Source organism: Kangiella marina, assembly GCF_039541235.1.
GTDB lineage: Bacteria > Pseudomonadota > Gammaproteobacteria > Enterobacterales > Kangiellaceae > Kangiella > Kangiella marina.
The window spans coordinates 667,836-683,995 of sequence record NZ_BAABFV010000001.1 but is presented as its reverse complement, the minus strand read 5'-3'; the positions used below and the strand labels follow the sequence as shown (position 1 = coordinate 683,995).

General features: G+C 44.5%; 11 protein-coding genes and 1 pseudogene. 11 read left to right on the top strand and 1 reads right to left on the bottom strand.

Translation table 11 applies throughout. The features are described from left to right. Position 1: 1 nt before the first annotated feature. The 5 genes from ABD943_RS02895 (at position 2) to rlmKL (ending at position 9,344) form a co-directional block, all read left to right on the top strand. On the top strand, positions 2 to 733 hold the full coding sequence (locus tag ABD943_RS02895; RefSeq protein ID WP_345291685.1) for an ABC transporter ATP-binding protein: 732 nt from the start codon (positions 2 to 4) through the stop codon (positions 731 to 733). 2 nt (positions 734 to 735) lie between these two features. Next, positions 736 to 3,225, top strand: coding sequence for an ABC transporter permease (locus ABD943_RS02890; RefSeq protein WP_345291684.1), 2,490 nt, complete (start codon positions 736 to 738; stop codon positions 3,223 to 3,225). Positions 3,226 to 3,417: 192 nt separating this feature from the next. Beyond that, complete coding sequence (gene topA / locus ABD943_RS02885) at positions 3,418 to 6,045, top strand: type I DNA topoisomerase (protein ID WP_345291683.1); 2,628 nt, start codon at positions 3,418 to 3,420, stop codon at positions 6,043 to 6,045. Between the two features lie 94 nt (positions 6,046 to 6,139). Then, positions 6,140 to 7,165: a quinone-dependent dihydroorotate dehydrogenase gene (locus tag ABD943_RS02880; protein ID WP_345291682.1), complete on the top strand. Its 1,026-nt coding sequence runs from the start codon at positions 6,140 to 6,142 to the stop codon at positions 7,163 to 7,165. Positions 7,166 to 7,190: 25 nt separating this feature from the next. Further along, entirely contained in the window at positions 7,191 to 9,344 is a 2,154-nt protein-coding gene (gene rlmKL / locus ABD943_RS02875) for a bifunctional 23S rRNA (guanine(2069)-N(7))-methyltransferase RlmK/23S rRNA (guanine(2445)-N(2))-methyltransferase RlmL (RefSeq protein ID WP_345291681.1), read from the top strand. A gap of 55 nt (positions 9,345 to 9,399) precedes the next feature. Here rlmKL and ABD943_RS02870 read toward each other — a convergent pair whose 3' ends face one another. Then, positions 9,400 to 10,107 carry a hypothetical protein gene (locus tag ABD943_RS02870; RefSeq protein WP_345291680.1) on the bottom strand — a complete coding sequence of 236 codons (708 nt, stop codon included), beginning with the start codon at positions 10,105 to 10,107 and terminating at the stop codon, positions 9,400 to 9,402. 137 nt (positions 10,108 to 10,244) lie between these two features. On the opposite strand from ABD943_RS02870, the gene ABD943_RS02865 reads away from it, so the two are divergent. The 6 genes and pseudogenes from ABD943_RS02865 to rimI all read left to right on the top strand — a co-directional run bounded on the left by ABD943_RS02865 (position 10,245) and on the right by rimI (position 16,150). Next, positions 10,245 to 10,502: a glutaredoxin family protein gene (locus tag ABD943_RS02865; protein ID WP_345291679.1), complete on the top strand. Its 258-nt coding sequence runs from the start codon at positions 10,245 to 10,247 to the stop codon at positions 10,500 to 10,502. A 211-nt stretch (positions 10,503 to 10,713) separates the two neighbouring features. Then, positions 10,714 to 11,343, top strand: coding sequence for a TetR/AcrR family transcriptional regulator (locus ABD943_RS02860; RefSeq protein WP_345291678.1), 630 nt, complete (start codon positions 10,714 to 10,716; stop codon positions 11,341 to 11,343). A gap of 26 nt (positions 11,344 to 11,369) precedes the next feature. Continuing rightward, entirely contained in the window at positions 11,370 to 13,814 is a 2,445-nt protein-coding gene (locus ABD943_RS02855; protein WP_345291677.1) for an acyl-CoA dehydrogenase, read from the top strand. Between the two features lie 205 nt (positions 13,815 to 14,019). Beyond that, positions 14,020 to 15,162: pseudogene (locus ABD943_RS02850) on the top strand (2-isopropylmalate synthase); the annotation flags it as partial. Positions 15,163 to 15,173: 11 nt separating this feature from the next. Then, positions 15,174 to 15,662 carry a hypothetical protein gene (locus ABD943_RS02845; protein ID WP_345291676.1) on the top strand — a complete coding sequence of 163 codons (489 nt, stop codon included), beginning with the start codon at positions 15,174 to 15,176 and terminating at the stop codon, positions 15,660 to 15,662. Beyond that, on the top strand, positions 15,635 to 16,150 hold the full coding sequence (rimI, locus tag ABD943_RS02840; RefSeq protein ID WP_345291675.1) for a ribosomal protein S18-alanine N-acetyltransferase: 516 nt from the start codon (positions 15,635 to 15,637) through the stop codon (positions 16,148 to 16,150). The genes ABD943_RS02845 and rimI overlap by 28 nt, the downstream gene beginning before the upstream one ends. Positions 16,151 to 16,160: the final 10 nt, after the last annotated feature.

Below are 16,160 nucleotides of genomic sequence, written 5' to 3'. Positions count from 1 at the left end.
TATGTTACGAACACAAGAATTAACCAAAACTGTTAACTCTCAAGGTCATGATTTAACCATTCTATCTGACGTTAGTTTAACCGTAAATGAACGGGATACGGTTGCTATTGTTGGTGTATCCGGTTCTGGTAAGTCAACATTATTGTCACTACTGGCTGGCTTAGACCTGCCGACGGGGGGCGAAGTTCACTTAGCAGGCGAGCCTTTGCACGAGTTGGATGAAGATCAGCGTGCTGCCGTGAGGGCGCACAATGTTGGCTTTGTGTTCCAGTCGTTCCATTTGTTACCCGGCTTGAGTGCGCTGGAAAATGTGATGCTGCCTATTGAGTTGAAAGAGCAGGACCGCGCTAAGCAGCGTGCTACTGAACTGTTGGAAAAAGTGGGGTTAAAAGACCGCTTACAGCATTACCCAAACCAACTATCAGGTGGTGAGCAACAGCGAGTAGCGATTGCGCGCGCTTTTGCTAGTGAGCCTAAAATCCTTTTTGCCGACGAGCCGACGGGAAACCTTGATACAAAGAATGGTGACAAGGTTAGTGACTTATTATTCGATTTAAATAAGCAGTTAGGGACAACGTTAGTGTTAGTGACCCATGATGACCGTTTAGCAGAACGCTGTCAGCGCATTGTTCGTTTGGAAGGCGGTAAAGTGGTTGCTGATAATGCTGCCGAAGCTTCTCAAGAGCAAGTTTTGCAAGATCAAGTTTCTCAAGATCAGGCTGCGGAGCAATAATTATGTTGAGAATGGCGTTACGCACTTTTCGCCGTGACTGGAACGCTGGCGAAGTCAAAGTCTTGTTGTTCGCACTAACCATTGCGGTAATGGCGATGGTGGCGATTGGCTCGATCACGGACCGAGTTCATCGGGCTATGGGCGAGCAGAGCAGTGAGTTCTTGGGGGCAGATTATACCTTCGATTCGCCAAGAGCGGTTGATGAGTCATGGATTGAGCGTGGAGTTAGCGATGGTTTAGCGATCACTAAGTCGCAATCGTTCGCAACCGTGTTATCCAATAGTGATAATTTTCAGTTAGTCAGTGTAAGAGCACTGGGTGGCAAGTTCCCGCTGAAAGGCACCATTGAAATTGCGGATAAACCCTTTACCCAAGGCGTCGTGCAACAAGCCCAGCCTAAGCCCGGGACTATTTGGCTTGAGCCTAGAATCTTAGGCATTTTAGGGGTTGAGGTTGGCGATACCATCGATTTTGGTTCGATTCAACTTACTGTCGACGGTGTTATCGTGGCGGCTCCCGGCCAAGCGAGCGAAGTGTTTAACGTAGCGCCGAAAGTGTTGATTAATCTTGAGGATGTGCAAAAAGCCAACATCGTTCAAGAAGGTAGTCGTTTACAGCACACCTTGTTTATTGCAGGTCAGCCCGATATACGCGAGCCTTATATTCAGTGGTTAAAGTCGCAGAAAAATCCATCGCAAAAGATCACTGGCGGCAAAGAAGGTACGCCAGCGCTTAAGGCTGCACTGGATCGCGCTGAAACTTTTTTACGCTTAGCGAGTTTGATCTCGGTTGTTTTGGCTGGTGTAGCGATTGCCGTTGCCGCTGGTCGTTATAGTCAGCGACATTTTGATTACTCAGCGATTTATCGTTGTCTAGGCATGCAGATCCGTCAGGTCCATAAACTGTATTTATGGCAACTGTTGATGATCGGTTTGATTGGCTCAGGACTTGGTTTGGCGTTAGGTTTAGGCCTTCAGTCGCTGATCATTAATCAATTCTCTGATTTCTTACCAAAACCCATGGTTGGCGTTGGTCTGGCGCCCGTGTTAACCGGGACATTGAGTGGTTTGGTGGTATTGCTAGGCTTTGCCTTGCCGTCATTTCTACAAATTGCCAAAGTTCCGCCGCTGCGAGTGTTGAGAAAAGAATTGCTGCCGAGAGCGATGTCGAGTTGGATCATTTATTTATTGGCAATCAGTGTCATGGCGTTATTGATGTGGTGGCAAAGTCAGTCAACCTTATTAGTTGGGATACTCTTAGCCGTTGCCGTGGTGACTTATCTTTTGATACGCCTAATCGCTTGGTTTATTTTCAAAGTGGGCGTGTGGTTGAGTAAGCGAGGATCACTGCCGATACGCTTTGGTGTCGGTCAGTTAAAGCAATATCCAGCCTTTACTATCAGCCAAATCAGCGCTTTTGGCTTGGCGTTTATCATTATGTTGTCGACGGTATTGTTGCGCAGTGAACTCTTGAGCGAGTGGCAAAGTCAGTTACCAGAAGGCGCGCCAAACCATTTCTTAGTCAATGTGCAAGAACAAGAAGTTGAACCGCTGGAGCAGTTACTTGAAGAGAGTAACGTCAGTACCGAGGGGATTTATCCGATGGTGCGTGGCCGCGTGGTTGGTTTAAACGATATGTCGCTGGAGGAAGCTCTGGATGAAAACGAGCAACGCGTCGGTGCGGTTCGTCGTGAGCTGAACCTAACGTGGATGGCTGACGTCCCTAAAGCGAATGCAGTGACTAAGGGCGAGTGGTGGTCTGAGGCCGATGTTGCTGATGACCGCGCGGAATTGTCTGTCGGTGAAGAGTTGGCTGAACGGTTGGGGCTTGAGATTGGAGATGTTCTCAAGTTTTCAATCGGTGGTTTAGAGGTTGAGGGTGAAATTACAAACCTACGCTCTATTCAGTGGGATTCGTTCCAGCCGAACTTCTTTATTATTTTTGAACCGGGTGGGCTCGATGGTTTTCCGGCGAGTTATATCACCAGTTTTCATTTGCCGCTTGAAGATAAGCCTGTGCTGAACCAGATCTTAAAGCAGATGCCAACCGTAACCATTATTGAACTTGATGCCATTATGGAGCAGGTTCAGTCGATTCTCGATCAGGTCACCATGGCGGTTGAGTTTATTATGCTGTTCGTGCTGCTAGCCGGAATTGCGGTGTTGTATGCGGTGCTTCAAGTCAGTCGAGAAGAGCGCTTGTTATCGGCAACGCTATTAAAAGCATTAGGGGCTCGCAAGAAGTTTATCCGTGCCAGTATTTTAGCCGAACTGGTATTGCTGGGTTTATTCTCCGGGGTGCTTGGTGTCATAGGCGGCGAAGTCTTGGTTAATATTCTGTACTCGCAAGCTTTCGACATCGATCTGGTGCTTCATCCTTGGTACTGGTTGTGGGTTCCGCTACTAAGCGTAAGCTTTATTGGAATCACTGGCTGGTTGGGATTGCGTCACCTTTTAAACCAACCTGCACATCAAGTGTTACGAGAATACTAATCTTAAGATGGCCTACTGTTTACCCAACCAATAGGCCAACAAAAAGTCGGTTAAAGTAAAATAAAGGTAGACACCGACTAGCTTTGATTGTTATTAATAAAAAAGGATAGACAGGTCAGCCCACATTAGTTGCCCTGTTTTTTGTATATATAAAACTAGTAAATCATTGATTTCAAAGAAAAAGATTCTTTTATGGGTAAATCCTTAGTGATCGTGGAGTCGCCAGCAAAGGCGAAAACCATCAACAAATATCTTGGTAATGACTACGTGGTTAAGTCCAGTGTAGGCCATATCCGTGACTTGCCAACAGGTTCAAAAAAGAAGCCGGTGGACGCTAAAGAGCGTGCGCGAAAGGCTGCTGAAACCCGTAAGCTGTCGCCAGAAGAAAAAGCCAAGCATAAAGCACGCAAAGAAAAACAAGCGCTGTTTGACCGCATGGGGATTAACCCTGAACAAGGCTGGGATGCGACTTATGAGGTGTTACCCGGAAAAGAAAAAGTATTAAACGAATTAAAAAAACTGGCTAAAGACGCCGATGAAATCTATCTCGCAACGGATTTGGATAGAGAAGGAGAGGCCATTGCCTGGCACTTACGCGAGTCTTTAGGTGGTGAAGATACACGCTTTAAGCGCGTTATCTTTAACGAAATTACAAAAAAAGCGATTCAAGAAGCGTTCCAAAAGCCGGGTATCTTGGACATGAATTATGTTCATGCCCAGCAGGCGCGTCGTTTCTTAGATCGTGTGGTTGGCTTTATGGTGTCGCCACTGTTATGGCGTAAAATTTCACGGGGTTTATCAGCAGGGCGAGTGCAATCTGTAGCGGTACGTCTGCTGGTAGAGCGTGAACGTGAGATCCGTGCTTTTATTCCTGAAGAATATTGGGATGTTCATGCAGATACCTTGACGCAGAGCGATAATGAGCTGCGTTTGATGGTTAACAAGCATCAAGGTAAGACTTTTAAGCCAACCAATGAAGCGGATACCAATAAAGCGTTAGAAGAGCTAAAGCAACACAGTTATAGCGTTTCATCTCGTGAAGATAAGCCGCAAAAAAGTAAAGCACCTAAACCTTTTATTACTTCAACTTTGCAACAAGCAGCAAGTACGCGTTTAGGTTATGGTGTGAAGAAAACCATGATGATGGCGCAGCGCTTGTATGAAGCGGGTTATATTACCTACATGCGTACCGACTCCATGAACTTGAGTCAGGATGCTGTGGCGGCTTGTCGCGATCATATTAATGATCAATATGGCGCTAAGTATTTACCGAGTGACCCAAATATCTACTCCAGTAAAGAGGGTGCTCAAGAAGCGCACGAAGCGATACGTCCGTCGGATGTGAATGTTCGTGTGACTCAGCTGAAAAATATGGAAAAAGATGCGGAGCGTCTTTATGAACTGATTTGGCGTCAATTTGTGGCATGCCAGATGACTCCGGCTGAGTTTGATGTGACGAGCCTTAAAGTGACGGCTGGTGATTATGAGCTGAAAGCTCGTGGTCGCGTGATGAGATTTGATGGTTGGACAAAGGTTCAGCCGATGCAAAGCCGTAGTAAAGAAGACCAAGAACTGCCGAATGTTAAAGAAGGCGAAGCGCTTAGGTTACAGAAGCTCGATCCTAAGCAGCACTTTACGAAACCGCCAGCGCGTTACTCTGAAGCGGCGTTGGTGAAAGAGTTAGAAAAGCGTGGCATTGGTCGTCCATCAACTTACGCATCAATTATTTCGACGATTCAAGATCGTGGCTACGTGCGGCTTGATAATAAGCGATTTTACGCGCAAAAGATGGGTGAAATTGTTACTGATCGTTTGGTTGAGAGTTTCGATGATTTATTGGATTACTCTTTTACCGCAACGATGGAAAAGCACTTGGATGAAATCGCAAAGGGACGCTCTGACTGGCGAATTACGCTGGATGAATTTTATGATGAGTTTTCCGAACAACTGAAAAAAGCTGATCAATCTGAAGACGACGGCGGTATGCGTCGCAATGAAGCTGTTGAAACTGAGATTCAGTGTGAAAAGTGTGGTGAACATCATTTAGCGATTAGGAATGCCAGTACGGGCGTTTTCTTAGGCTGTACGGGTTACTCCTTACCGCCTAAAGAGCGCTGCAAAAATACGGTGAACTTGATTCCGGGCGAAGAGTTTGTCGCTGCTGATGACGATGAAGAGGCGCGTTACCTTCACAGTCGCAAACGTTGCCCTAAGTGTAACTCGACCATGGATGATTATTTAGTGGATGAACAAACGAAGCTGTTCATCTGTGGTAATAACCCTGATTGTGACGGTTACGAAATTGAAAAGGGCGAGTACAAAATTAAAGGCTACGACGGTCCAGTCTTAGATTGTGACAAGTGTGGTAGTGAAATGCAGCTTAAGACCGGTCGCTTCGGTAAATATTTTGGCTGCACCAGTGAAGATTGTAAAAATACACGTAAGCTCCTAAAAAATGGTGAGCCGGCACCGCCAAAAGCGGATCCGATCCCAATGCCGGACTTGCAGTGTGAAAAAGTGGATGATCACTATGTGCTGCGTGATGGTGCTGCGGGTATTTTCTTGGCCGCGAGTAAGTTTCCAAAGAACCGCGAAACACGAGCGCCAGCGGTAGACGAGGTTAAGTTAGTTGAAGACCAGCTAGATCCTAAGTATAAATTCTTGGCCAAAGCGCCGGTGAAAGATCCTGACGGTAATCGAACTTTTGTGAAGTTCAGCCGTAAAACCAAGGAACAGTATGTTGCTGGCGTTAAAGATGATGGTAAGGCCAGCGGTTGGGCGGCGTTTTATAAGAATGGTAAGTGGCAGGAGAAAGAATAACTGCCAACAAACAGACAAATACGTTAAAATAGGCCAGCTTTCAATGCTGGCCTTTGCTTTTCTAGCCTAACATACTGTACTGATTGGGAATTTTATGTATTCGTTACTCCGTTCTATCTTATTCCAGCTCGATGCTGAGCGTTCACATCATCTCTCACTGAACTCACTAAAGCTGGCACAAAAATTGAGTCTGACAGGCTTACTGGCAAAGCCAGCAGTGGATGACCCGGTGGAAGTGATGGGCATCAAGTTCCCTAATCGTGTTGGCTTGGCTGCTGGTTTAGACAAAAATGGTGAGTATGTCGATGCCCTCAGTAGTCTGGGATTTGGCTTTGTGGAAGTTGGTACGGTAACGCCTCGCCCCCAGCCCGGTAACCCTAAGCCACGGTTGTTTAGAATTAAAGAAGCTGAAGCGATTGTGAATCGCATGGGCTTTAACAATGACGGCGTTGAGCAGTTGTTGGAAAACGTTAACGGCGCGAGTTATGACGGTGTGCTAGGCATCAATATTGGTAAGAACTTTGATACCCCAGTAGAGAGTGCTGTTGACGATTACTTGATCGGGATGGAGAAAATCTATCAAAAAGCGGATTATATGGTGGTGAATATTTCTTCGCCAAATACTCCTGGTTTACGTGACTTGCAGTTTGGAGAGACTTTAAAAGCTCTGTTGGGCAGTTTAAAAGAGAAACAACATCAGCTACACAAGGAATACGGTGTCTACAAGCCACTTGCGATTAAGATTGCGCCTGATTTGTCGAGCGATAATATTCAGGAGTTAGCAGAAACCTTTACTCAATTCGAAATGGATGGCGTCATCGCGACCAATACCACCTTTGACAGAAGCCAAGTTAAAGGGATGGATAATGCCGATGAGCAAGGTGGTTTAAGTGGCAAACCACTAGCCACTCAGTCAACCAAAGTTATTCAGCGCTTAGTTGAAGCGATGAACCATAAAATTCCAGTGATAGGGGTTGGTGGGATTCATAACGCTGAAACTGCTGTCGAAAAAATTGAAGCGGGAGCCTCTTTGGTTCAAGTCTATTCGGGCTTTATTTATGAAGGTCCTGAGCTGGTACACAGCGCCGCTACAGCAATTCAAGAGCGATTCGGTCGCTAACATTTATTGATAATCGAGAATCATTATGCAGTTTTACGCGATTTGTCCTAAAGGTGTCGAAGGTTTGCTTGCCGACGAACTTGAGTCTTTTGGCGCAACCAATATAAAAGAACATCCTACGCACATTGCCTTTGAGGGTGATCTCAAGCTGGCTTATACCAGTTGCTTACATTCTCGATTAGCGAATAGAGTGTATTTATGCTTGCTAGACGATAATTTTGACTCTGTGGATGAGCTTTATCAAAAGGTTAATACCATTGAGTGGAGCTGGCATTATGATTTTAAACAAACTTTTCTAGTGAATTGTGTCGCCCGAAAGAACAAGCATATTCGTCACTCAGGCTTCGGTGGTCAGAAGGTCAAAGACGCTATTGTCGATTACTTCACAGAGCGTTATGAGCAGCGTCCATCGGTAGATAAAGAGAACCCTGATTATCGCGTGCATGCGCTGGTAAACGGCAATCAGATTAAAGTCGGTATCGATTTATGTGGGCACGGTCTAAATCAGCGTGGTTATCGTGAAGAGGGTGGCCGCGCGCCGATAAAAGAAAACTTAGCCGCAGCACTCTTGTTGCGAGCTGATTGGCCTGCTCTAGCCGAGCAAGGTTATGACTTTCATGATCCGATGTGTGGTAGCGGAACCTTGCTTATTGAAGCTGCAATGATGGCAGCCAAGATAGCACCAGGTTTGCTCAAGCCTGAATACGCCTTTAAATCATGGAAACAGCATGATGAGGCGCTGTGGCAAGAGGTTTTAACCGATGCTATGGATATTGCTGAAAAGGGCAAGCAAGGGCTTAAAAACCACTTCTACGGCAGTGACAGTTTCCGTAAGAACTTACCCTTAGCTAAAGATAACTGCCAAGCGAGTGGCCTAGCAGAATTTATCACTATTGAAGAACAAGATATTCGTCACCCGAAAAAAGAAGCCATTAGTGATAAAGGATTACTCCTTTCGAACCCTCCTTATGCTGAGCGGTTAGGTGAAGAAGAGCAAGTCACTCAGTTGTATCGTGATTTTGGCGACTATATGAAGGTGCGTTGCGACGGTTGGAAAGCGGCCTTTATCACTACGGATGAACAGTTTGCCAAAGCTGTAGGGATACGCTCTCATAAGCAGTATAAGTTCAAAAACGGCGCGCTGGATTGCAAACTTTATCTGTTTGAGGTTACTGAAGACAACTATTACAAACCTTTTGATCCGACAAAGTGGAATCGGGACTGGGAAAATAATTTAGCTGAAGGCGCTGTGATGTTAAAAAATCGTATGCGCAAAAATATGCAGCGCTTAAAGTCTTACCTCAAACAAAATGACGTTAGCTGTTACCGTTTGTATGATGCGGATCTTCCTGAGTATGCGGCAGTGATTGATGTGTATGAGAATGAAGTTCATATTCAAGAATATATGCCACCTAAAGAGATCCCAGACAAAGTTAGCCGCAAACGTTTGCAGGATATTGTCAGAGTAACTGCGGGATTACTAGAGATCCCTGAGGTTAATGTTCATTTAAAACAGCGTCAGCGTCAGAAAGGGAAGCAACAATACACGAAGCAGTCCGGTGATGAGGACTTTAAGGTGGTGTATGAACATGGCTTTAAGTTTCAGGTTAATTTAAAGCAATACCTTGATACGGGGCTTTTCTTAGATCATCGAAAAACTCGAAAAATGCTGATGAACGATGTTGAGGGTAAGAAATTTCTGAATTTATTTGCCTACACCGGTTCGGTAAGTGTTTATGCGGCTATGGGCGGCGCCTCGACGACGACGGTCGACATGTCAAAGACCTACCTAGACTGGGCTAAAAAGAATTTTAGTCTTAACGGTATTACGCCCTATGGGCATAGCTTTGTTCAATCGGACTGTATGCAATGGTTGGAAGAGCAGTCGGGTGAGCGTCAGTATGATGTCATCTTCTTAGATCCACCAACCTTCTCCAACTCTAAACGAATGGAGACGACTTTTGACGTTCAGCGTGATCAGGAGCAGCTCATTTCTCTGACAATGAGCTTGCTTGCCCCTAAAGGGAAGCTCTATTTCTCGAATAACTTTAAGAAGTTTGTGATGGAGGAGGCTATTGGTGAACAGTATCAGGTTCAGGAAATAACGGGTAAAACCTTACCGCCAGACTTTAAGAATAGTCGAAATCATCATCGTTGTTGGTTAATCCAGCATTCATAAAAAAAGCCCAGCATCCGCTGGGCTTTTTCGTTTTACGTAAAACTCTACAGTCGTATTACTTTTTCTTCTTAGTAACACGTTTCTTAGCTGGAGCTTTCTTTTTTGTAGCAGCTTTCTTCTTAGCCGGAGCTTTTTTCTTAGCTGGGGCTTTCTTTTTAGCAGGAGCCTTTTTCTTGGCTGGTGCTTTTTTCTTAGCTGACTTTTTCTTTGCAGGAGCTTTCTTCTTGGCTGGAGCTTTCTTTTTTGTAGCAGCTTTCTTTTTAGCTGCTGCAGCTTTAGCCTTAGCTTTTGCTTTCTTTTTCTTTTCAGCAGCTTTTTTCTTAGCTGCTGCTTTCTTAGCTGCTGCTTTTTCACGTGCAACACGCTTTTTCTCTGCAGCTTTAACTTTTTTCTCTTCTTTAGCAGCCCAGTCTTTTTCAAACTTGGCAATTGCTTTCTCTAGAGCGTCTTGTTTTCTAGCAACTGCTTTACCGTCGGCTAGTGCTTGTTTTGCTTTATCTTGAGCTTTTACAGCTTGGCTAACAGCTGTTTTAGCTTTACGCGCTGCATCTTTGGCTTTCTTTGCAGCAGCTTTGTTCGTTTTATTAGCTTTGTCTTTTGCTTTTTTAGCAGCAACCTTAGCTTTGTCATTTGCTTTCTTGGCAGCGTCACGAGCTTTCTTAGCTGCAGTTGCAGTTTTCTTTTCAGCAGCTTCAAGCTGTTTTACTGTTGGAGACTTTGGCTTGGATTTTTTAGCCGCAGATTTAATGGGTTGTCTAGCCATGATTGTTTCCCCTATTTGTCGTGTGATGTTTTGATTAAATTTCAATCAAATTATACGAAAAGAATTTGTAATGTTAAACATTAATTATGATAAAGTTGCCTTATTGAACTGTTTTTTGATGTTTTTTATTAAAAACTATGCCAAATAAGCAAAAAATAATTTTTTATACAACTTTTGGTTGTCACTTATGCGAAAAAGTTGAAGCGATGATTTTAGCTTTAAACCAACAAAAAAATTTAGTATCACGTTATGACATTATCACTTTTGATATTATTGATGATGAAAAAATTTTAGAAGAATATCGAACCAGTATTCCAGTTTTGAAAAATGATTTAACCGATAAAAAATTATTTTGGCCGTTCAGCTATGATGATCTTGATCAGTGGTTAGATTGATAACTTAGTTTCACTGGCTTTTCCAACCTCCTTTATTGAGCATCCAAATTTTCGTTTCTTTTTTTTTGATTTGATCTGTCTTTAACTTATAACGTTACTTTTTTATAGACGGCGAGTCACTTCTCACACCTATTATGCATTTGTCTTGACAAAATTCCGTTTTGAACGTATGTTTCAAACAAGTGTTTTATTGTGCGATAGCTTACTATTTATGAGTTTACATGATTCTACCCAGACCAGAATCCTTGATGCTGCTGAGTTTCTCTTTGCAGAGCGGGGTTTTGCTGAAACTAGCTTAAGAACCATTACTGGCCGAGCTAAGGTCAATTTAGCCAGTGTCAATTATCACTTTGGTTCTAAGAAGTCGTTGATTCAGGCGGTATTCGACCGCTTTCTACAGGATTTCACTACCCAATTAAGCATTCGCTTGAATGAGCTTGAGAAAGAACCTGTTGAGGAGCTTCAGGCTGAAACCTTATTGTCAGCGCTGATTGAGCCTTTGTTGTCGTTAAATAACACACGAAAAAACGCGGTATCTATTTTCATGCGTTTACTGGGTAGAGCCTACGCCGAAACTCAAGGGCATTTGCGCCGGTACGTCACGGAACGTTATGGGCATGTTTTGGTTCGCTTTACACACTTATTCCAAAAAGGTTACCCGCAGCTCAGTAATGACCAAATCTTTTGGCGCTTACATTATATGTTGGGTAGTTTAATTTTTACGTTGGCTGGTAGTGATGCGCTTAGGCAAATTTCAGAAGCTGACTTTAATCGTAGCCTGGATGTTAAAGACGTGATTGAAGAAATGGTCCCGTTTTTAGCCGCTGGTATGAAAGCATAATTCGTTGAAGGTATTGAGGATAAATAATGATTGGGTTGATTGAGCTGTTAATCATGTTAGTCGTGGTGGGGTTTTGTGCCTACCAACGCTTAGCCATGAAAAACGCAATGCTTATTAATGGTGTGGCTCTTGTCGTACTACTGTTTGTATTTGATAACTCTTGGGGCTTTTATGCGTCGTTAGTTATTTACGCGGTGGTATCACTATTTTATTACTTACCTGATCTTCGTGTGGACTGGATCTCACGTAAACTGTATCGCTTTATGCAAAAAGTCTTACCGCCGATGACTGATACTGAAAAAACAGCACTGGAAGCGGGCGATGTTTGGTGGGAAGCAGAATTGTTTCGTGGCAAACCAAAGTGGGACACACTGCTTAATTATAAAAAACCTGAGTTAACTGAAGAAGAGCAAGCTTTTGTTGATAATGAAACGGAAGAGCTTTGCTCGATGTTGGATGATTGGGATATCGTCCATAAACGCAAAGACTTGCCACCAGAAGTTTGGCAGTTTATTAAGGATAAAGGCTTTTTAGGTATGATTATCCCTAAAGAGTACGGTGGTAAAGGTTTTTCTGCATTAGCGCACTCAACAGTAGTCACAAAAATCGCGACGCGCAGCGGCAGTGCTGCGGTGACGGTAATGGTGCCTAACTCCTTAGGTCCTGGTGAGCTTTTGTTGCATTATGGGACACAAGAACAAAAAGACCATTATTTACCGCGTTTGGCTGAAGGTAAGGACATTCCATGCTTTGCTTTGACTTCACCGGTGGCTGGTTCAGACGCTGGTGCTATTCCGGATAAAGGAATTGTGTGTAAAGGCGAATTTAATGGCGAAGAAACACTGGGTATTCGTATTACCTGGAATAAGCGCTACATCACATTAGCGCCTGTGGCGACGATTGTTGGTCTGGCCTTTAAATTATACGACCCAGAAGGTTTGTTGGGTGATAGCGACAAAGACGATTATGGTATTACTTGTGCTTTGATCCCTGCGGATCATCCCGGGGTTGAGATTGGTCGTCGACACTTACCGATGAACCAAGCCTTCATGAACGGTACTACAACCGGTAACGATGTGTTCATTCCGATGAGCATGTTAATCGGTGGTCAAGAGTACGCCGGCCAAGGTTGGCGTATGTTGATGGAAAGCTTAGCGGCGGGGCGCTCTATTTCGTTACCGGCGATGGGCACGGCGGTAGCAAAATTGTCCTACCGTATGACTGGTGCGTATGCGCTAGTGCGTGAGCAATTCAAATTGCCGATTGGTCGCTTTGAAGGTGTTGAAGAAGCCATGGCACAGATTGCTGGTCTTGCTTATCGTACTGAGGCAAGTCGTTTGATGACGGCTGGTGCGGTTGATCTTGGTGTGAAGCCTTCGGTGGTGTCAGCCATTGCTAAATATCACATGACAGAGATGGGGCGTGACATCATGAACCATTCGATGGACGTGCATGCCGGGCGTGCCATTATCATGGGTGAGCGTAATTATTTGGCGAATGGCTATATGAGCCAACCGATCGGTATTACGGTCGAAGGTGCAAACATTCTAACTCGCAACCTCATGATTTTTGGTCAAGGGGCTATTCGCTGCCATCCTTACGTGTTGCGTGAAATGTTAGCAGCGCAACTTGATGATGAAGAAGAAGGGGTTAAGCGCTTTGACAGTTTACTGTTCCGTCATATTGGTTACGGCGTGAGCAACTTCTTTAGAACACTGGGGCTAGGGGTTACAGCGGCAAAAATTGCAGACAAACCTGTGGCCGGTGAAACCGGTAAGTATTACCAGCAATTAACGCGTATGAGTTCGGCTTTAGCTTTGACGTCTGACGTTGCGATGAGTGTGCTAGGCGGTGACCTCAAACGTAAGGAACGTTTATCAGCGCGCTTGGCCGATGTCTTAAGTCATTTGTACTTGTGCTCTACGGTGCTGAAGTATTATGAAGATCAAGAGCGACCATTAGCAGACTTACCTTATGTTTGTTGGAACATGGAGTATGGTCTCCATAAAATCCAAGAAGCGTTCTATGATTTCTATGACAACTTCCCAAACAAAGCTGTTGGTAAGCTATTAAAAGTTATTGCTTTCCCTTATGGTAAAAGTTTTAGCAGGCCTTCAGATACATTAGAGCGAGAGTTGGTGTTACCGATGATGAAAGATTGCGAAATTCGCGATCGCATTACTCAGTATGCTTACGTCGGTAAAGCAGACGATGATGTTACGGGGCGTGTCGAGTTAGCCTTTAAAAAGGTGTTGGCTGCGGATGAGGTTCGCTACAAACTTCGTAAAGCGATGAAAGCCAAAGATCTCGATAAAAACCTAACCAACATGGAACGAATTGAACAAGCGATAGAGAAAGGCATTATCAACCAAGAGGAAAAACAACTCCTTACGGATGCTGAAACCGCGCGTATGGACGTGATTCAAGTTGATGATTACTCAAATGACGAAATATCCGGTGTGGTTGATTAAGTGTGGTTGACTAATTATTGGACAAAGTTTTAAGGCGCCGTTTGGCGCCTTTTTCATGTAAATCAATAAGATATTCGGTTGTCGAACCAGTGTTACGGACTTATCTTTCAGCGCCATTATTTGGTATTCTAGGGTATTAAGTTTATGATATAGCTAGGCCACGTAAGCGTTGGCACTACATTTATAATTGAAAGAGACCGAATATATGTCAAAAGATAAATTAGTTATTTTTGATACGACTTTGCGTGATGGCGAGCAAAGTCCTGGCGCGTCAATGGATAAAGAAGAAAAATTAGAAATCGCGCAGCAGCTAGAAAAGATGAAAGTGGATGTGATCGAAGCGGGTTTTGCCGTAGCGAGTCCTGGTGATTTTGAAGCAGTGAAGTTGGTTGCTGATACTATTAAAGACAGTACGATTTGTTCGTTATCGCGTGCTGTCGCTAAAGATATTGAAGTCGCTGGTGATGCGCTTAAAGGCGCCAACTCGGGGCGTATTCATACCTTTATTGCAACCTCACCTTTGCACATGAAGTACAAGCTTCAGATGGAGCCGGAGCAGGTTATTGAGCAAGCAGTGAAGTCTGTCTCACTGGCGCGCAGTCTTTGTGATGACGTTGAGTTTTCATGTGAAGATGCTGGGCGTTCCGATCTCGATTTCATGTGCCGTATTATTGAGCAAGTGATTGATGCTGGCGCTCGTACCATTAATATCCCTGATACTGTGGGTTATAACATGCCCGATCAATACGCTAACACTATCGAGCAGTTGATTAAGCGTATTCCAAATTCTGATAAAGCGATTTTCTCAGTTCATTGTCATAATGACTTAGGTTTAGCTGTAGCAAACTCTTTGGCCGCAGTGCAGAAGGGTGCTCGTCAGGTAGAGTGCACGATTAACGGCTTAGGTGAGCGCGCGGGTAATGCGTCGCTAGAAGAAGTGGTCATGGCGATAAAAACGCGTCCAGACTACTTTAATGTGGAGTTGGATATTGATACGCGCCACATCGTACCGACGTCGCAATTGGTATCGAAAGTGACTGGTTTCCCAGTGCAGCCAAATAAAGCGATTGTGGGTGATAATGCGTTTGCTCATGAGTCGGGCATCCACCAAGATGGCGTTCTTAAAAATCGCGAAACTTATGAAATTATGCGTGCTGAAGATGTGGGTTGGGCTAACAATCGTATGGTTTTAGGCAAGCACTCAGGGCGAAATGCATTCAAGAGCCATTTAGCCGAGCTAGGTGTGCAGTTTGAAAATAGCGATGATTTAAAAGAGGCGTTTGTTGCCTTTAAAAAACTCGCCGACAAAAAGCACGATATTTTAGATGAAGATTTATTAAGTTTGATAAAGCGGTAATCATGTCTCACTGGAATCGAGCTTATCTTGATGCGTTAGAGGTACCTGTTTGGGTGCCTCTAAACGATCAGGCAGAAGAAAAAGCTTCTCAAGTTGAAAACGAAGATGTGCATGCGGCGGCTGGTGATGAGCCAAGTGACTCTGAAGCGGTGATACAAAACGATGCCGTCACTATCAGTTTTATTCAAGGTGACTCACAAGCTGACTTTATTTTTGTCGTTGCCACAGGTGCTGATAAAAGCAAGGCGCAAGCGGCGTTGAAACAAATGGAGTTTGCGTGGAGGCTGTGGTTAGAGCAACCATTCTCAGCTGCGCTTGCAGAGCTGTCTCCTTCCTCTGAACTGACCACACCTATAGAGCAATGCAAAGGCAAAGTAATTGCCTGTGGCTTGGGTGAGTCGCTTGACCATCCTAGTATTCCGGCGCCAGACTTAGACTTTTCTGTGGCCAATAAACGAGACTGGTGGAGTTTGCTCCAGCGATTACACTAATGCCGCTAGAGTCTATTATCCGACCGCTGGAAGCCACTGATTTAGAGCAGCTGGTCGCGATCGAGCAAGACGCTCACGAACATCCTTGGAAAGAAAGTATTCACCTCAGCTGTATTGAGCAGGAGTACCCCAGTTTAGTCTTAGAGATTAAGGGGGGCGTGGTTGCTTACGTGGTTTTCAATTATTTGTACGACGAGTGTAACTTGATGAATATCACTACGACCCCGAAGCTTCAAGGTCGTGGCTACGCCAGTCAATTAATGCATTCGCTCTACCAGCATTCAAAGCAAGCCGGGATGAAAAGTGTTTTATTAGAAGTCAGGGAGTCTAACCAGCCGGCTCTATCGTTCTACCGCAAGGAAGGGTTTGAGGAAATAGGGCGTCGCTCCAGCTATTACCCAAAAGACGAGCAGCGCGAAGATGCGGTGGTGATGCGCCGTTCTTTAGATGAGTTACCTTCAACACCGACGGGCTTGTTGGTAGACTAGTCACCAATTA